The organism is Streptomyces zagrosensis (assembly GCF_014203645.1).
In the GTDB taxonomy this organism is placed as follows: domain Bacteria; phylum Actinomycetota; class Actinomycetes; order Streptomycetales; family Streptomycetaceae; genus Streptomyces; species Streptomyces zagrosensis.
The window spans coordinates 112,081-130,644 of the sequence record NZ_JACHJL010000008.1 but is presented as its reverse complement, the minus strand read 5'-3'; the positions used below and the strand labels follow the sequence as shown (position 1 = coordinate 130,644).

Here is an 18,564-nt window from a genome sequence, read left to right as displayed (position 1 = left end):
TCATTCCCCCAGGTCGAGAGTGAGTTTGGTGACGGCGAACGCCTCGGCGTAGCGCGCGTGGCATTCGATGCCGCGAATGCGGGCAAGACCGAGGAATGCCTCCCGGTCGTACCAGGGCCGGTGCCGCTGCGAGGGATAGTGCTCCTGTAGCAGTTGCACCTTCCGTTCGGCGATCTCCGGCGACAGTGGCTGGTATGCCGTGGGACGGCCGAGATCGCCGTCCCACTTGACGATCTCGTAGCCGAGCACGAGGTGGTCGCGAAATGCGGTGGGTATCAGCTGCGCCAGGCCGCGGTGGTCCTGGTGCGCGTCATCGGTGCGCGGGGCCAGCACGAGATCCGGCTCGCCCTGCCCGCGCAGCTCCTCGACCGCGTCCTTGGTCTGGTCCCACTGCGCCGGCAGTCGCCCGTCCGCCAACTTGAGCACGGTCAGCCGCAGGTCGGCGCCCGGGCAGAAGGCGGCGAGCGCGGCTTGCTCCTCCTGCTCGCGCGCACTGCCACCGCCGGAGAGCACCAGCGCGTCGATGCGGATACCCGGCCGCGCCAGGCACAGCGTCAGCAGCGTGCCGCCGGCGCCGATGGCGATGTCGTCGCAGTGCGCGCCCACCGCGACGAGCCGGTCCAGGCGCCCGGCCCCGAGCCGGATCATGCGGTCCTCACCCCGGCGCCGTGCCCGCTCGCGGTCGCACTCGCACTCGCGCCGCTGCGCTCCCACACGGCCCACGGGCGGTCACCGTGGGCGTAGGCGTCGTCGAGCGCGGCCCGCTCCTTCACGGTGTCGGTCGGCTTCCAAAAACCGCGGTGCTGGTGCGCCACCAGCCGGCCACGCTTGGCCAGTTGGGTGCATCCGTCAGCGACCAGGTCCCCGTTTTCCGGTATGTGGTCGAAGATCTCCTGGCGGAGTACGAAGTAGCCGCCGTTCTCCCACAGCGGCAGTTCGCTCACCGCGGTGATGCCCCCCACCAGGCCGTCCTCGCCCAGCTCCACGCAGTGGAACGAGGACTGCGGCGGCACCACCATCATCGACGCCCCGGCGTCGCGCTGCGCGAACCGGTCGATCATCTCCGGCAGTGGGGCGTCGGTGAGTACGTCGGCGTAGTTGGCGAGGAACATCTCGTCGCCCTCCAGGAGGTGCCGCACCCGGCGCAGCCGCTCCCCGATCGGCGACTCGATGCCGGTCTGCACGAACGTGATCGTCCAGGAGGCGATGTCGGTGGACAAGAGCTCGGTCTGCCCGTTGCGTAGCACGAAGTCGTTGGACGTCGTCTCCTCGTAGTTGAGGAAGAAGTCCTTGATGTGGTGAGCCCCGTACCCCAGGCACAGAATGAACTCCGTGTGCCCGAAGTGCGCGTAGTAGCGCATGACATGCCAGATCAGCGGTCGCGGGCCGACCATCGCCATCGGCTTGGGTACGTCGTCGGACGCTCCGGCGCGCATACGCAGCCCGTAACCGCCGCAAAACAGTACGACCTTCATGGCTTGACCTCGACAATGCTCAGTTCCGGGATGGGAAAGACCAGCCGGCCGCCCCAGGCGTGCACGAAGGACAGCTGCTCGACCAACTCGGCCCGCAGGTTCCAGGGCAGGACCAACACGTAGTCCGGTTTGTCGGCGGCTATCTGCTCGGGCGGCAGGATCGGGATGCGGGTACCCGGGGTGAACCTGCCGTGCTTGTAGGGGTTGCGATCGACCGTGTACGCGAGCAGGTCGGGCCGAATGCCGCAGTGGTTGAGCAGGGTGTTGCCCTTGCCCGGGGCGCCGTATCCGACGACCGTCTCGCCGCGCTCGGCCGCCTCGATGAGGAACCGCAGGAGATCCCGGCGCACGGTGGCCACCCGAGCGGAGAACTCGGTGTACCCGGACAATTCCTGTAGCCCTGCTGCCTTCTCCTGGGCCAGCACGTCGGCCACTCTTCCCCAAGCTGCCGGCTCCGCTCCAGCAGGTGACACCCCGGGGGCCGGCTCGCCGGCCACCTCGGTGGGCCGGGCCCACAGCCGGATGGAGCCGCCGTGTGTGGGCAGCAACTCGACGTCCACCAGGGTGAGTCCGCCGCTCGCCAGCGCCCGGGTCGCGGATGCGACCGTGTAGTACTGGAAGTGCTCGTGGTAGATCGTGTCGTACTGGTTCTCCTTGATCAGCGTCAGCAGGTGCTGCACCTCGATGGAGACCCAGCCGTCGTCGGCGACCAGGGCGCGCAGCCCCTGCGTGAACCCGACCACATCGGGGATGTGCGCGTACACGTTGTTGGCCACGACCAGGTCCGCCGGGCCGTGCTCGGCGCGGACGGCCGCCCCGGTGGCCGGGTCCAAGAACGCCGTGAGCGTGGGCACGCCCGCATCCCGCGCCGCCGCGCCGACGTTCACCGATGGCTCGATGCCAAGGCAGCGGATCTCACGATCCACCAGATGCTTGAGCAGGTAACCGTCGTTGCTCGCGACCTCGACCACGAAGGCGTCCTTCTCCTTGGACGCGAGATCCAGGCGCTGTACGGCGTCGGTGACGAAGGTGCGCGCGTGCTCCACCCAGGAGGTCGAGTAGGAGGAGAAGTACGCGTACTGCGTGAACGTCTCCTCCGGGGTGATCAGCGGAGGGATCTGCGCGAGCCAGCAGTCGGTGCACACCCGCAGGTGCAGCGGGTACGCCGGCTCGGGTTGGTCCAGTTGGTCCGCGGCGAGAAAACTCTCGCACGGCGGGGTCGCTCCAAGATCGACGACGCTTTCCAGCGCCTGCGAGTCGCAAAGTCGGCATCGAGTCATCTATTTCCCCCATTTTCTGCTCGCGCGGGTGCCCCACCGCGAGCCAGTGCTCTTGTCCCCTACCGGCGGCGGGCTGTCCCCGCTGCCGGACCGACCCGCGATCGCGGTGCGGTACTCCTCCACCAGGCGCTCCAGGCCGACGACCGGGCTGAAGTCCTGCTCGTAACGGCGCCTGGCCGCCTGGCCCAGTTCCCTGTTGCGGGCCGGCTCGGCCGCGATCCGACGTAGGCACGACGCGAGCGAGGCGGCGTCGCCCGGCTGGTGCAGCAGTCCGCTCACCCCGTCTTCGACGAGTTCGACGAAGGAGCCGTGGCCGGAGGCGACGGACGGCACCCCCGCCGCCATCGCCTCCGCGACCACCAGGCCGAACGTCTCCAGGGACATCGACGGAGCCACCACGGCCACCGATCGCGCGACGGCCTGCCGACACTGGGCAGCGTCGTACAGGCCGACATATCGCACGTCATCGCGGCCCGCCGCCCAGGCGGTCACCTCTTGCTCAAGTGGCCCAGCGCCGGCGAGCACGAGCGGCACGCCCACACCGCCGTCCGCGGCGATCTCATCCCACGCGGTCATGAGCAGCCGTACGCCCTTGGCCTCCGCGAGCCGGCCGAGATAGAGCACATGCTCGCCGGCCCCCGAACGGCGGGCGTCCGGGTCCGGTACGAAGTTGTGCTTCACCGTCAGCCGCTCGGGGGGCATGCCCGATTGCACCAAAACGTCGCGCTGCGCTGCGGAGATGCAAAAGAACCGATCCACGCCGGACCACCACCGCCGCCGGTTGACCGACAGGCTCACCGCGAGCGGCACCGTCGCCAGCTTGGAGTTGCGGTAGCAACCGTGCCGGACGGCGGGCAGCGACGCCGCCGATCCGACGCACTCGGTGCACAACTGGCCGTCGCGGTGCAGCGTGCCGGGCGGGCAGACCTGGGTGTAGTTGTGCAGCGTGGCCACGACGGGCACGCCGACGTCGGCGCAGGCGGCCAGCACGGCGGGCGACAGGAGCGGGAAGACGTTGTGAATGTGCACCACGTCTGGCCGCTCGGCGCGAAGCCGGGCGGTGAGTTCCGTGCGGACCGCCGGGTTCCACGGCACAAGGAGCGGCACGGTGGCCTTGGAGAGGAGGGACCGGGCGGCGATGTCGTCACTGCGCCGCTCGAACACCTCGACCCGGTGGCCGGCCGCGCGCAGCAGCCCCACCTCCTGATCGACGACCCTGTTCTCCCCGCTCGGCTGCGCCGAGGAGTAGCGGTTGTGCACCACGAGGACATGCATGCTTGAGGTCATCTTCCATCCCGGGCCCGTCGCGGGCTGTGTCGTTGAGGGGCTTCCGGCGCGGCGTGGGGCGGCGTCGCGGCAGGCGCCGCCAGTAGCGAGGCGGCCAGGGCCAGATGCAGCAGATACGGCGAGGCGTCGCCGAGACCGGCCTCGGTGTACGACGAAATCGCGCAGTAGCTGATCAGGAAGATCGCGCACGCCCTCGGCAGCGACGGTGGCCGCAACAACGCGACGCCGCCAAGCGCGATGATGATCGCCGCCACGATGGCGACACCGATCAAACCCTGCTCGTGGTAGACGGCCAGCCAGCTGTTGTCGATCGGCAGCCCACCGAACGACTTGTCGCCCAGGCCCATGCCAAGTGCTTGTTCCCCGGTCGTCCTGGGCGCTGCCAGCAGGGCGTCCCAGACCTTGGCCCGACCGGTGAGGTTGGACATGTTCTCCTGGCTTTGTCCCCGCAGGTACCACGCCTGAAGCGCGGAGCTGAACGCCACCGCGGCCACCACGGCGCACAGCACCGCCCAGGCGAAGAACCGGCGGGCGGCGGCGCTGGTCAGCACGAGTGAGCCGATCGCCAACGCCAACGAGATGAGCAAGCCGAGCGTGGCCGTGCGGGTATGGGTCATCGCGAGCAGGACGAGGCTTGGCACGATGACCATCGCCGCGCTGGCCCTGGTGGTCTGGCGGCCCAGCACGAGCAGCACGGTGAGCCCGATGATCACCGCGGCGTACTGTCCGATCTGCGGCGGGGTGAGCGGCCACAACGCGCCGACCAGCCGCCCTCCGTAGTATTCGGGCATGGCCGTGCCCGGCGAGATGACCAGGCCCGCGGCCACCGAGGCGAGCACCGCGAAGTAGATCCGGATGTGGTGCCGGACGAACGTCAGGCCGCCGTCCCACCAGCGGCTGAGCAACCACAGCGTGCCGACGAAGAGAGCGAGCCGGGTGCAGCGAAACAGCGCGCCGTACCCCACCCCCAGGTTGGCGCTGGAGATCACGCTCGGCACCAGCAGCAGGGTGAGCAGGAACACGAAGGCGCTGGCGCGGATGCGCAGCCGGACGTTGAGCACCAGCGCCAGTGAGAACGCGGTGACCAGTGCGGCCATGGTGACCATCTGAATAAGGGAGCGGGGCAGCGGAATGACGGTCTTCGCCCCGGCGGAGCCGAGCGTGTTGAGGATCAGCAGTCCCCAAACGATCCCGACGCTTTTCGGTGTGGCGGCGCAGTGCGGTACGGCGCCGGGCTGCGTGCCCGCCGTGTCCGATCCGCCCGGCAGCCGAAGGCACTTCAGGTCCTGGCCCATTCTCAACCACCGTCCCGCGCGCGGAAGGTGCTGCCCGCGTCCTGTTGGTACGGCCCGACCTGCCACTGCCCGGGGTCGAGCACCCGGCTGGAATCGTTGGCGACGAAGCTCCACGGTCCGCTGTAGACGTTGTCGTGCCAGCGGTTGTGCTGGTGGTGGGTGATCGCCTTGGCCACCCGCGTGCCCTTGTACGGTGACCAGTTCGGGTAGGTGCCGTAGTTGGCAAGTACCGCCATACGGCCGCACGCCGCCGTGCACTTGACGACGGAGGTATCCAGCACGAAGCGGTTGTCGTGGATGTCCACCCGCTGGGTTTTCCACCGGCAGTCGGAGTACAGCGGTGCGGTGGTGATCGCCGGCCGCGCGCAGCGGTTGGTGTCCTTGACCAGCAGCGTGCAGTAACCGGTCGAGGTGTTGGCCGGGCTGTTGCAAAAGCGGTCGGCGTTTTCCCACAGGGTGATCCCCGACCAGTTGTTCTCCAACACGTTCCGGTAGATCTCGATCTTGTCCGTGCGGCCTGGGACCCGTGGTTCGCCGCCTGCCTCGGACACGTAGATGGTCGCGTACGGGAAGTTGTCGCCGCGGTCGGCGTACTTGCGGCCCTCGACCCAGTTGTTCCGCCGGATCGTGTTGTTCCGGATGACCGCGTTGTAGCTGGTCTCGTACATCAGCGCGGCACCGTCGTTGGCCTCCAGCACGTTGTTCTCGATGCGGAAGTCGTTGTTGTTGTTGTCCGCCCACAACCCGGCTCCGCGATTGTCGTGCACCCAGTTGCCGCGGATGTCGGCGCCGTTGACCGCCCAGAACTTGATGCCCCCGGTGCAGCCGCAGCCCGACCGCCGCCGCTCCCAGTCGTCGGTGTTGTTGCCCACGATCTCGTTGCCCTCGACCACCAGCTGCCGGATGGAGTCGCCGGTCTTGTACGCGTTCATCCCGTACTGGCCGTTGTCACGCAGGCAGTTGGCGCGGACCTGCTGGCGAGCACCGGCCATCAGTCCGGCGCCGGAGTTGTACTGAATCTTCGCGTGCTCGATCACCCACCCATCGGCCATGTCATGGTTGACCACGCCCTCGTTGTGTGGTGCGACGAAACGCTCCACGGTCAGGTGGCGGATGGTGACATGGGGAGCGGTGCCGCTGAACGCGTACTGGTTGACCTTCCGCCCGTCGAGCACCGCACCTGGCGCGCCGAGGTAGTGGCTGCCCTTCTTGGGCATCACCTGGGCGTAGCGGTCCGGCTCGAGCCTGTGCTTGCCCGGCCGAAGCCAAAACGTGGTGTTCGCAGGGCTGCTCATGGTCTTTTCAGCCAGGTCGCCGATCACCGCGGGGTCAACCGTCACCGCGCCCGCCGGCGCCTTCGTCGGCCCGGCAGCGGGCTTGGCGCACACCCGGGCCACGGACGTGGAGCGCGCCCCGGGCGTGGATGGCGTACCGGTCGGCTTCGCAGCCGGGGCATCCGACGTGCTGGTACAACCGGTCACCGCCAGCAGGACCAGCGCCAGCGATGCCGCAGGCAACGCCCAGTGCAGCCACTTGTTCCCCACGCGCCCCCTCCCTTCCCTAGTCGCGGAACCTGAGTACGGTGGTGAACCCCTGCGTGCCGTCGGCGAAGCCGGCGCCGACCAGCGTGGTGGTGGGTTCCTTGCGCCCGAAGCCCGCTGAGTACCAGCCCAACGGTGGGTCACTCTCGCCGCGATGCGCCCTCCAGGACAGTTGCTCGGGTAGGTCGAGCACCGCGGAGCGGTCCTCGCCGTCCCGGGTCCAGGTGAGCACTGCCCGGTTTCCCACCAGGTCCGCGGTGATCGCCGGTCCGAGGTGGAACGCCAGGTGCGCGTCCCGGCGCGGCCCGCGCACCTCATCGACCACCCTCAGCTCCTGGCTCGCGGCCGTCAGCTCCACCCGGCGGCGGTGCACGGAGGGCTGGTAACCGTCGTGTTCGGCACACCAGCGGGCCACCTTCTCATCGGAGGTGTCCGCGACCAGGACGCGGCTGCGGGCGTGCCGGGTCCACAGGAACGGGCCGCCGGAGACGGACTGATCGCCGCCACCCAGCCGCAGGGTGTTGTGGCCGAGGGTCGATCGGAAGAACTGCCGCCACTCGGGCTGCCCGTGGTAGCAAAACGTCCCCGGGTCGGCGAGCACATCAACCCCGTCGTGCCGGACCTCCACGGACAGCGCGTCTGCGTGGGCGTGCGCGGCGATGGACAAGAACCCGTGCGGGCCGGCGTCGCAGCGACACCAGATCTGCGCCGGGCCGCGCAGGATGGTCATGCCCGCGTCGGCGAAGTGGGCCGGTCGGCTTGCCGGGCGGGTCACGGTAGGTGCCGTGGGCCGGATGAGCGCGGCCAGTAGCGGGGTGCGTACATCGGTGCCGGTCACCGCCGGCCACCAGGCGAGCCGACCGAACACGGCGTCCCCTGTGGTCAGCAGCGAGGCCCAGCGGTCGGTGCCCGCGCCGTCCACGATCAGGCCGTGCCCGTCGTCCGCGTCCCCCTGACGCGGCGGCCGTAGCCGGCCGTCCACGACGGCCGCGAGCGCGTCGGTCATCCGCAGCAGCACCAGCCGGACGGACGGGGGGAGCGGCACGCCGGCGGCATCCGCCTCGGCCACCGCGGCCAAGCCGAGCTCCAGCACAAGACCGTGGTACTCGGTGGCCAGTTCGCGGTTGAGGCCGGAGGGGAAGGTGTTGGCCCGCAGGTGCCGCTCCAGCGATCGCAGCGCGTCATCGCGCCAGCGCGCCGAGGCGGGGAACCAGCCGAACGCGCAGGCTGCGGCGAACTGTCCGGCGGCCTCGGCGATGATGTGGTTGTTCGCCGATGACCCCCTGCTGGGGAAGGCGGCCAGCCAGCGCTGGTGGTGCCAGATCTGGTGCAGCGCCACCGGATTGTCCTCGAACAGCCCGGCCGCGCCCGGCCAGCCGTCGAGCAGCCGGCGAATCCACACCCAGGACAGCAGCCGGATGCCCAACTCGATGCCGCTGATCCAGTGCACGCCGCGTAGCGGCGGGTTGGCCGCCCACCACGACCGCAGATGCTCGGCCACGCGATCGGCGTACCGCTCGTCCCCGCTGATCGCATACGCGGCGGCGAGCACGGTGAGGTACTGATGCCGGGACAGCTCCCAGATCTGCTTGATGTCCCCGACCGCTTCCTCGTCGCGGTACGGCACGTGGAAGGCGTAGCCGGCAGGGGCCCGCCGCCCGGTCTTCGGGTCGAACCACCAGTCCGGGTCGGCCAGGTCGTCGCGGACCACGCCGAAGAACTCGGCGTGCCCGGCCAGCAGCCGGTCCGCCTCGGCGATGAGGCGTTTCGCGGCGTCCGGTGGCACCGCTGACATCGTCCCGGTGGGCAGTACGGCGGTGAACCGGGCGCCGGTCACGCTCGGGCAGGGTGGCCGCGCCGACCGCCACCGCCGCCTGCGCACCGCGTCGCCCACCCGGCCGCCGACCTCCCGCGGTCCCATCCGGGTCAGCCGCCGCAGGTACCAGCCCGCACTCCCCGAGCTCACCGTCATCGCACCCCCGCCAACGTCACCGGCACGCCGCCGACCAGGCCGACCTGCACGGCGAGGGTGGCCGCGGTGGTGGCGACCAGCGACTCCAGCGATACCGGCATCGGCCCACCGGTCCGCACGGCCTTGACGAACGCGGCCAACTCGGCGCACTGGCCCTTGTCCCGGGCCTTGGGCAGCCGCGAGCTGGCCCACTGCTTGCGGCTGCCGTCGTACACGGTGGCACGGACGAAGTCGTCGAGCCGCAGCGCGTGGCCGTCCGCGACCATGTCCAGCGTCTCCTTGGGGAAGCCGGTCGGGCCGGTGGTGACGTAGCTGATGGTGGCGGTGGACCCGTCCGGGTAGCCCAGCACGATGTGCAGGTCCTCGTTGCCGGGCGTGCCGGTCGCGTACACCGAGATCGGGTCGGCCGCGAGCAGCCAGCTCACCGTGTCGATGAAGTGCCCGCCCTCGCCGGCGAACCGCGAGCCCTGAGTGCCTTGTTGGAGGTACCAGCTGCCGTGCGCGAGCCGGCCCGCGTTGACCAGGTACCGCACGCTCGCCGGACCGGTCCGGACGCCGAACCGCTTCCTGCCCTCCTGGAGCAGCGGCGCGAACCGGCGGTTGAAGCCCACCTGTAGCCGGTCGTTGCCGGACTCCTGCACTGCCGCGAGCACACCGGCCAGCTCGTCCTCGGTGAGCGCCAACGGCTTCTCCACGAACACCGCCTTGCCGGCCAGCAGCGCCCTGCGGGTCAGCTCCGCGTGCGAGCTGTGCCGGGTCACCACGAACACAGCGTCGATGGACGGGTCGCCGAGCACGGCGTCGAGATCGGTGGTCGCCTCGGCGAAGCCGAACTTGCGCTTCGCGTTGGCCGCGGACAGCGCCGTCGTGGTGACAACGGTCGATAGCGTGACGCCGTCGCGCTGTGTCAGGTGCGGCAGCAGCATCGACGTCGCGTAGTTTCCCGCGCCGACGAACGCCAGCCGCACCGGTGCCGTGGCCGCCCGGGCCGGGGTGGACGCGGCGCCGCTGCCTCGCTTCACCGCGGGCACGGCCACCACCGGTGCCACCGCTTGTGCTGCGTGTTCAGCGGAGCCGGGGTAGCGGAACAGCACGGCCACGGCCTTCAGATCGCCGTCCTTCAGGCGCTGGTACGTCTCGACCGCGTCATCGAAGTCGGCGATGTGGGAGACCAGGGGCTCCACGTCGATCCGGCCGCGGGCGAGGAGATCGAGGAAACACGCCAGGTTGCGGCGCTCGGTCCAGCGCACGTAGCCGATCGGGTAGTCGCGCCCCTCAAGCTCGTACGCCGGGTCGTAGCGCCCAGGGCCGTACGAGCGGGAGAACCGGACGTCGAGCTCCTTTTCGTAGTACGCGTTCCACGGCAGGTCCAGGCGGCACTTGCCGATGTCGATGACCCGGCCGCGGTCCCGGCACAACCGGGCGGCCAGCTCAACGGGCTGGTTGCTGTCGCCGCCGGCGGCCAGGTACACCTGGTCAACGCCGTGACCGCCGGTGAGTTCGGCCACGGCAGCTTCCACGGCCGCGGACGCGGGATCGCCACAGGCCGCAGCGCCCAGGCGTGCGGCGAGCTCGCAGCGCACCGGGTCGGGGTCAACTCCCACGACGCGTACTCCAGAGGCGGTGAGCAGCTGCACCACCAACTGTCCGATCAGCCCGAGGCCGATGACCAGTGCCACGTCGCCGAGCTGCGACTCACCGCGGCGGACGCCCTGCATCGCGATCGACCCGACGGTACCGAACGCCGCGTGTTGCGGCGCGAGGCCGTCCGGCACCCGGGCGTAGAGGTTCTTCGGCACCCAGTTCAGCTCGGCATGCAGCGCGTGCTCATTGCCGGCGCAGGCCACGAGGTCGCCGACCGCCACATCGTCGATCCCGGTGCCGACCTGCTCGACCACCCCGCACAGCGAGTAGCCCAACGGCGTGTAGGAGTCCAGCTGGTTGGTCACCTTGCGGTAGGTGGCGGCCATCCCGTTGGTGGCCACGCTCTGCATGACCTTGGCCACCTGGTCCGGACGGGAACGGGCCTTGCCCAGCATCGACATGCTGGCCTCGGACACCTTCATCAGCTCGGTCCCGGTGGATATCAGCGAGTAGGCGCTCCGCACCAGCACACCGCCCGGCTTGCACCCCGGCACCGGCACATCGAGCAGCGCCAGCTCGCCACTCTTGTAGTTCTGCACAACCTGTTTCACCCGAGCTCCTCTTGTTTCTACGCAGTCAAGTCGCCTGGCTGCGGCTACCGCGCCGTCAAGCCGCCTGGTTCTGGCCGGAGCCAGCGGTCGCGCCGCGGTACCAGTGCTCCAGGGTCAGCACGTGCCACAGATGCTTGGAGAAGTCCTGCTGTCCGGCGGCGTCCTGCGCGACCATCCGCGCCAGCGCGTCGCGACGCAGGATTCCGGAACTGACGAGCACGCCGTCGTTCACCACCTCGCGCACCAGCGGTGCCAGATCCCGGCTCATCCAGGCCCGCAGCGGGGCACTGAACAAGCCCTTGGGTCGGTACGCGATCTCCCGGGGCAGGATCGAGGTGGCCGCCTCCTTGAGGACGGCCTTGCCCTGCCGGCCGACGATCTTGCGATTGCCGGGCACGGCGAACGCCGCCTTGACGACCTCGACATCCACGTACGGCACCCGCACCTCGGTGGATGCGGCCATGCTCGACCGGTCCGTGTACGCGAGGTTCAGGCCCGGCAGGAACATCCGGGCGTCGCCCAGACACATGCGGTTGACGAAGTCATCCAGGTCATTGTCCTGGTAGACGTCCGCATGCTCGGTCAGCACGTCCTCGACCGTCCCGGCCAAGTCCGGATTGACCAGCGCGAGCAACTCCGCCCGGTCGTACATGGTGTAGCTGCGCCGGAACGCGGCCTCCTCCGGCAGATCGGCGAAGGACAGGAACCGCTTCGCGAAGCGCACCGACCGATACCCCCGGCGGGACGAGGCGACCGGCAGCCGGCCCACGCTCGCGGACAGGCCGCGCCGCAGGGGCCGCGGGATGCGCTGATAGCGCTGCGCGAGCAGGTTGGCCAGGTGTTTGCGGTACCCGGCGAACAGCTCGTCGGCGCCCATCCCCGAGAGCATGACCTTGACCCCGGCCTCCCGGGCGGCCGAGCAGATCAGGAACGTGTTGATCGCGGCGGGGTCGCCGATCGGCTCGTCCAGGTGGTACGTCATCTGCGGCAGCAGGTCGAGCACGTTCGGAGCGATCTCGATCTCATGCAGATCGACACCGAACTGCTCGGCCACTTGCCGGGCATAGCGCAAGTCGTCGGGCATCGCCTCGAACTTGGCGTCCTCGGCGCGGAACCCAATCGTGTAAGCGGAGATCCCGGGCCGGTCGCGGGCCGCCAGCGCGGTCAGATAGCTGGAGTCGAGACCGCCGGACAGGAAGGTCGCCACCGGTACGTCGGAGAGCAGATGGCGCCGAGTCGATTCCTCGACCACGGCAGCGATGTCCGGCTGCTCGCCGCTGCGGGCCCGCTCCAGGCCATCGGCGGCGACATCCTTCAAGTTCCAATACCGGCCGCGCTCCACCCGGCCATCGGGCCGGCACCGCAGCCAGCTCCCCGGCGGCAGCTTCTCCGCCTCGCGAAACGCACAGCGCGAGTCCGGCACCCAGTAGTACAGCAGCGAGGCCACCAGTGCCGCATGGTCCACCTGTAGCGACCCACCGGTCGCTGCGGCGAGCGCCTTGAGCTCGGAGGCGAACATCAGGCCCGCACCGCGCCGGAGCACGAACAGCGGCTTGATGCCGAGTTGGTCGCGGGCGAGCACCAGCTCACCGGTTCGCTCGTCGAAGATCGCGAACGCGAACATGCCACGCAGCCGGGGCAGGCAGTCCGTGCCCCAGCGCCGCCAGGCCTCAAGCAGTACCTCGGTGTCGGAGGTGCCGCGAAAGCGCACTCCAGTGGCTGCCAGCTCGGCACGCAGTTCGGGCGCGTTGTACAGCTCTCCGTTGTACGTGAGGGCGAGGCCGCCCGAGACCATCGGCTGGGCGCCGGTTTCGGACAGGTCGATGATGGCCAGCCGGCGGTGCCCGAGGTGCACTTCGCCGTCACCGGTGGGGTGGCTGTATCGGCCCGCCCCGTCCGGGCCGCGGTGGGCGAGGACATCGGTGAGCCGGTCGGTCACGACTTTCCCGTCCGGCCATCGGTAAGTGCCTGCGATGCCACACATGTTCTACCGCGCTTCCTGGTCGCTGTCCGGTACCCGTGCGGCCGGCATCGAGGGCCGTTCCGTCCGCAGCTGGCCCGTCTCGTTCGGTCGGGGCAGCCGTTCGTGATGGCCGCGCAGCGCTGTGAGCAACCCGTCCCACAGCGTGCCGTCGGTCCGATCGCGCGGGTCGGGGTCGATCAGCACCACACCGATCACCGGTATGCGCTGGTCCGCGAGCTGCCGCGCCACGGTGTGCAGCCATGCGGCGCTGCCATGCCCGGCACGCACGACGAGCACGGTCTGGCTGCCGAGGTACTGGAGGTCGGTCCACGCCGTGCCGGGCGCGACCGAGCCGACGCCGAGCCGGCGCGCCTGATGCGGCAGGGCTGCGGCACGCTCGCCGCTGACCACGGTCGGGTCTCCTGGCTGCTGGCGGCTGTTGGCCAGCTCCTGGCCAGGCAGCGCGTCGATGATGGTCATCGCCCCCTCTGCCGCCAGTGCTCTGCCGGCGTCCAGGGCGATCACGCTCGCGGTACGCGCGCAGCCCAGTTCCAGCAGCGACACCGGTTCCGCACAGTCGCGCACGGTACGGGCCAGGGTCGCGGTGAGCCGTTCGCGTGCTGCCCGGGTCCGTTTGCGCTGCCACAGCCGGGCCGACAGGCGGGGCGCGCGGGGCAACTCCGCGATGACCGAGGCGCCCAGGTTCGCCGCGATCTCCCGGCGCAGTACGGGGCGGTCCGCCACCACCGAGCCGACCGCGGCCAGCGCGAGCCCGATGGCGAGCCCAAGGACGAGCCCGATCGCGGCGTTGATGGCAGCGGCCTTGGGCAGGGAGTGCTGCACCGCGCGCGGGTCATCCACGATTTGCGTGCCGGCGATGAGCTTGGGCGTGCTGGTGCGCGCCTCCGCGGCGCGCTGGTCGAAATCGGCGATCCGCGAGTTGAGCAGGGCCCGGCGGGCGAAGAGCGACTCGACGCTCGCCGACGCCTTCGGGTCCCCTTCCGGCGATCGGCCGCCGATCGCCTCGTTGACCTTGGCAAGCTCGCCCCGCATGCGGTCACGTTGGTCGAGCAGTGCCCTGGCCTCGGCATTCGCGGCATCCCGTATCCGCCGCACATGGTCCGCAACGAACGCGTCGGCCAGCGCCTTGGCTCGGGCCACCGCTTGCGCGTCGCTGGTACCCGTCACATCTATCTGCAACAGGTTGTTGGTCAGGCCGCTACCCCGGTAGTCCTGCATGAAGTCCTCCGGTTTGTGCGGAGACTTGAGGGCCTGTAGCGCCTTGCCGGCGATCCGTGTGGTGGTCAGCAGCGCGACGTCGGTACGTATCAGCGTTCCGGTGTCGTTCGGCTGGTCCCCCTGGTGCGCGACCAGCACCTTGGTCACCGCGGTTGGTGGTGGCGGCAGCACAACTGCCACGCTCACGCCGATCAGCAGCCCCAGTAGCGCCAAGGAGCACCACAGGCGCCGGCGCCGGCGTACCGCCACCACCAGTGCGTGCAGGTCGAGCAGCGGACGGGCTGCCGGCGACTCCGAAGTCGTGCTCGTCGTCACACTGAACCTTCCGTCGCGTGGCCGCTAACCGCGAGCGCCAAAGTGGTGTTGTCCGTCGGATGGTCGGCAGACCCCGTCGCACGGGCCCGGACCGCACCGGCGACGACGATGCCGACGACCTGATGTCTGGCGTCCGCACACGCATCGGCGATGCCGGCGAGCTCCTCCGCGGTCCAGCTGCCCGCGCTGAGCACGACCAGGGCACCGGATTCGGTGTCGCGGTCCGGCACCATCGGCTGCGAAACCGAGACCTCCACCACTCGCAGCACGGGGTACTCCGTGCTCGAAGATCCGGGGGAGGGGTTGCTCTTGGCCTCGGCGACGAGCTGCCGGGCGGCCCGGTGGGCGATCTCGTCGCCGTCCGGGACGACCACCAGCAGCCGCCGGGGGGCCGGCAGTTGGTTGAGCAGACGAGCGCACACCCGTCGATAGCGGATCAGCCTGCCGGCCTCGTCGCCGGAGGCGCGCGGGGTGGGGATGTCCCACCGGGTGTCCATGCCAAGCAGCCGGCGGATCAAGGCCCGCGGGTCCCGGCCTGTCGGCGGGTGCGCGGGTGGTGCAGCGAGCACTTCGACGGTACCCAGCAGCGTCGAGCCCAACGCCGCGGCGATCTCCGCATCAGTGCGCAGCCGGCGGTTCACCCGTGCGGCGGCGAGATGGCCAATGACCGTAAGCAGCAAGAACAACAGTGCTCCGCCGATGATGAGTTGCGTCCTCGTCGGCGGTGCCTCGCCGGTCGGCCGGGCCGCCGGCCCCATGACGACCATGCCGGCCTTGTTGCTCGCCGGGTCGGCCTGGTCCAGCTTCTCCATGGCCTCCTCCAGCGCGGTGCGCAGGTTCTCCAGCGCGGTGCGGGCCTGCACGCTCTCCACGGTCTGCCCGGGATCGGCCGCTTCGGCCAGGTCGGTGATGCGGCGGTTGGTCTCCTCCACCTTGCGCCGCAGGGCCTCGGGCCCCGTGACCTCTTCGGGGTCGGTGCTGTCACCTGTGAGTTGCGCGGCGAAGGTGACGAACTGCTGGGCCATCCGGTCGGAGAGCTGCTGCGCTTGCTTCGGAGTGTCGGCCGTACCCGAAATCTTGATGATGTTCCCGTCAGTGGCCTTGGCGCTCACTCGATCCCGCAGCTCGCCGCCGCTGACGCCCTTCCAGTTGAGCGTGGCAGCCGTGCGGTCAACCACCGCCGAACTGGTCGCGATCTCCGCCTGGGTCAGCAGCTCGCGTTCCTCCCACTGCCCCGGCAGCAGTACCGATACCGACGCCGTGTATCGCGGCGGAAACAGCACCGAGGTGCCGTAACCGACGAGCGCGCCCAGCACGCCGAGGACGGCGAGGAACCGCCAGCGCCGAGCGAAAATCCGCCCGATCGTGACCAGGCGTATCGTGTCATCGCTCAACGGTGCTGCCTCTTCCCGGTACGAATCGGGTCGCCCAGCGAGCCGGAGTGCGCTCGCGGCAGGCAGCGGCGTAGGCGGCGAGCAGCGACCGCTGGGAGTTCCGCCAGGAAAGCTGCCCGCTGATGCGCTCCTGGCCGATTCTGCCCATCCGGGCCCGCTGGTGCGGATCGTCCAGCAGCAGCGCGATGAGCTTGGCGAACTCGGTCTCGTCGTTGGCGGGCGCGTAGACGGCGGCGTCACCTGCGGACACTCGCGCCTCTCGGAGGTCGAACGAGACGATCGGTCGGCCCATCGCCATGTATTCCAAGACCTTGTTCATGGTTGACACGTCGTTGAGCGGATTGCGCGGGTCCGGTGACAGGCACACGTCCGCGGTGGACAGGTAGCGCACCAGGTCGGCGTCCGGAATGCGCCCGGTGAACTGCACCTGTTCGGTGAGCCCGAGCTGCCGGGACAGCTCCACCATCGCGTCGAAGGCGTCACCGGCGCCGACGAACACCGCATGCCAATCGGTCCGCCCGAGCTCGTCGCGCATCTTGGCAAGGGCCCGCAAGGCGTAATCGACGCCGTCCTGGGGGCCCATGACGCCGAGGTAACACAGCAGATGAGACTTGCCCTGCTTCAGCTCAGGCTCGGGCGGTACCGGTTGGAACCGATCGATCTGGGGCGCGCTGCGCACCACGAAGACGTCCGCCGGCCGCCGACCGCCACGGCGTATCGCGACGTCCCGATAGCTCTCGTTCGTGGCGAGCACGACGTCCGCGGTCCGGTAGGTCATCCGTTCCAGCGCGCACACGGCGCGGTAGAGCAGATCCTCGCCGCGGTCAAACCGGGAGAGGTACAACTCGGGCACCAGGTCGTGCTGGTCGAAGATGAACCGCGCGCCGCGCCGCTTCAGCCACAGCGCCGGCAGGAACAACAGGTCGGGCGGGTTGCAGGCATGGACCACATGGACCGGGCCGACCTTGCGGGCCAGCCGGGCCGTGTGCCACAACGCCGATCCGTACTCCCGCAGATAGCCGGCCGGTCCAGCGGTGGCCGCGCGCAACGGGTAGCGGTGGATGAGCACCCCGTCGATCTCTGCCTCGGGTTCCGTGTCCCGCGTACGCCCCTGGGGACAGATGACGTGCACCGTCCAACCCGCGTCGCGCAGTGTCGTGCACTCCTGCCACACCCGCCGGTCGAACGGCACCGACAGGTTCTCCACCAAGATCAGCGCGCGCCGGTTCGGCCGCTTGCCGCTGGCCGTGTCGTCAAACGATGTGTCACCAAGCAAGACCTATGTACCCCGGTTCGGTTCGGCGCGCCTCGGCGTCGGGAAGGTGGATGAGGTCGATGAGCACCGGGCCGTCGCCATGAGGCAGCGCCGCCAGCACGGCCGGGTCCCTGGTCCCCACCAGGCACACCTCGGCGTGCTCAAGCACCTTGTCGATGGAGTCCGCCAGCAGATGTGCGAGATGCGGCAGCCGGGTCTCGATGTAATCGCGGTTCGCGCCGAGCAGCCGGGACAGGCTTACGTTGGCGTCGTGAATACGTAGGTCGTAACCCTTGCCGAAGAGCCTTTCCGCCAGCTCGACGAGCGGGCTCTCGCGAAGGTCGTCGGTGCCCGGTTTGAAGGACAGCCCGAACAGGCCCACCCGGCGCTTGCCGGTGCGCTCGACCAGCTCCACCGCGCGCTTCAGGTGTGCGGAGTTGGAGGGCAGCACATGGGCGAGGATGGGCACCGATACGTCGGCCCGCTGCGCCGCGTACACCAGGCTGCGCAGGTCCTTGGGCAGGCAGGAGCCACCGAAGGCGAAGCCGGGCCGCAGATAGGCGGGGCTGATGTTGAGCTTGCGGTCGGCCAAGAACACGTCCATCACCTGGTGCGAGTCCACTCCGAGCGCGTGACACACCGCGCCCAGCTCGTTCGCGAAGCCGATCTTGAGGCCGTGGAACGCGTTGTCCGCGTACTTGATCGCCTCGGCCGTTGGCAGTGGCACCCGGAACACCTCGCTGGGCACGCCGTCGTACAGCGCCAGCACCGCGTCACCGCTTGGCGGGTCGAGTTCGCCGATGACGGTCTTGGGCGGGTCGAAGAAGTCCTGCACGCTGGTGCCCTCGCGCAGGAACTCCGGGTTGACCGCGACCCCGAAGTCCACCCCGGCCGTGCCGCCGATGGACTTCTCCAGGATCGGCACCAGCAGATTCAGACAGGTGCCCGGGAGCATGGTGCTGCGGAACACGACGGTATGCCGCTCGCTGTGTCCGCTGTGTTTGTTGCGCTCTGCCAGCGCTGCGCCGATCTGCTCGGTGACCCGCTCCAAGTACGTGGTGCACAGGCTTCCGTTGGGTTCCGATGGCGTGCCCACGCACACCAGCGACACCTCGCTGCCCATGATCGCCTCGTGGACGTCGTCGGTAGCGCGTAATGCTCCGCTGTGTACGACCTCGGCGATGAGCTCACCGATCCGCTCCTCGACCACCGGGGCCTTGCCGTCGTTGACCAGATCGACCTTCACCTGGTTGACGTCCACCCCGATGACCTCGTGCCCCATGCTGGCCAGGCACGCGGCCGACACGCAGCCCACGTAGCCGAGCCCGAAAACGCTGACCCTCATGCCCCGTC

General features: G+C 69.7%; 12 protein-coding genes and 1 pseudogene. All 13 read right to left on the bottom strand.

All coding sequences use genetic code 11. From position 1 onward, the window contains the following. The 13 genes and pseudogenes from FHS42_RS16985 to FHS42_RS16925 all read right to left on the bottom strand — a co-directional run bounded on the left by FHS42_RS16985 (window position 1) and on the right by FHS42_RS16925 (window position 18,556). Window positions 1-648, bottom strand: coding sequence for a PIG-L deacetylase family protein (locus FHS42_RS16985; RefSeq protein ID WP_184573080.1), 648 nt, complete (start codon window positions 646-648; stop codon window positions 1-3). Then, complete coding sequence (locus FHS42_RS16980; RefSeq protein ID WP_184573079.1) at window positions 645-1,475, bottom strand: glycosyltransferase family protein; 831 nt, start codon at window positions 1,473-1,475, stop codon at window positions 645-647. Before FHS42_RS16980 ends, FHS42_RS16985 begins: the two co-directional genes overlap by 4 nt. Then, the gene (locus FHS42_RS16975; RefSeq protein WP_184573078.1) at window positions 1,472-2,755 is read right to left on the bottom strand and encodes a class I SAM-dependent methyltransferase; all 1,284 of its coding nucleotides are present in this window, start codon (window positions 2,753-2,755) and stop codon (window positions 1,472-1,474) included. Before FHS42_RS16975 ends, FHS42_RS16980 begins: the two co-directional genes overlap by 4 nt. Then, a complete protein-coding gene (locus tag FHS42_RS16970) occupies window positions 2,756-4,030 on the bottom strand; it encodes a glycosyltransferase (RefSeq protein ID WP_184573237.1) in 1,275 nt (424 codons plus the stop codon). Window positions 4,031-4,038: 8 nt separating this feature from the next. Continuing rightward, complete coding sequence (locus FHS42_RS16965) at window positions 4,039-5,337, bottom strand: O-antigen ligase domain-containing protein (RefSeq protein ID WP_184573077.1); 1,299 nt, start codon at window positions 5,335-5,337, stop codon at window positions 4,039-4,041. A 2-nt stretch (window positions 5,338-5,339) separates the two neighbouring features. Continuing rightward, on the bottom strand, window positions 5,340-6,881 hold the full coding sequence (locus FHS42_RS16960) for a right-handed parallel beta-helix repeat-containing protein (RefSeq protein WP_184573076.1): 1,542 nt from the start codon (window positions 6,879-6,881) through the stop codon (window positions 5,340-5,342). Window positions 6,882-6,897: 16 nt separating this feature from the next. Then, window positions 6,898-8,850, bottom strand: a complete 1,953-nt coding sequence (locus FHS42_RS16955) for an alginate lyase family protein (RefSeq protein ID WP_184573075.1) — start codon at window positions 8,848-8,850, stop codon at window positions 6,898-6,900. Beyond that, window positions 8,847-11,045, bottom strand: a complete 2,199-nt coding sequence (locus tag FHS42_RS16950) for a bi-domain-containing oxidoreductase (protein ID WP_184573074.1) — start codon at window positions 11,043-11,045, stop codon at window positions 8,847-8,849. The genes FHS42_RS16955 and FHS42_RS16950 overlap by 4 nt, the downstream gene beginning before the upstream one ends. A gap of 55 nt (window positions 11,046-11,100) precedes the next feature. Continuing rightward, window positions 11,101-13,029, bottom strand: a complete 1,929-nt coding sequence (gene asnB, locus FHS42_RS16945; RefSeq protein ID WP_184573073.1) for an asparagine synthase (glutamine-hydrolyzing) — start codon at window positions 13,027-13,029, stop codon at window positions 11,101-11,103. A gap of 3 nt (window positions 13,030-13,032) precedes the next feature. Then, window positions 13,033-14,562, bottom strand: coding sequence for a Wzz/FepE/Etk N-terminal domain-containing protein (locus FHS42_RS16940; RefSeq protein ID WP_184573072.1), 1,530 nt, complete (start codon window positions 14,560-14,562; stop codon window positions 13,033-13,035). Continuing rightward, window positions 14,559-15,956: a GumC domain-containing protein gene (locus FHS42_RS16935; RefSeq protein ID WP_184573071.1), complete on the bottom strand. Its 1,398-nt coding sequence runs from the start codon at window positions 15,954-15,956 to the stop codon at window positions 14,559-14,561. Before FHS42_RS16935 ends, FHS42_RS16940 begins: the two co-directional genes overlap by 4 nt. Then, window positions 15,953-17,232, bottom strand: a pseudogene (locus tag FHS42_RS16930) (glycosyltransferase family 4 protein). The gene FHS42_RS16935 and the pseudogene FHS42_RS16930 overlap by 4 nt, the downstream one beginning before the upstream one ends. Next, window positions 17,222-18,556: a nucleotide sugar dehydrogenase gene (locus tag FHS42_RS16925; RefSeq protein WP_184573069.1), complete on the bottom strand. Its 1,335-nt coding sequence runs from the start codon at window positions 18,554-18,556 to the stop codon at window positions 17,222-17,224. Before FHS42_RS16925 ends, FHS42_RS16930 begins: the two are co-directional and overlap by 11 nt. Window positions 18,557-18,564: the final 8 nt, after the last annotated feature.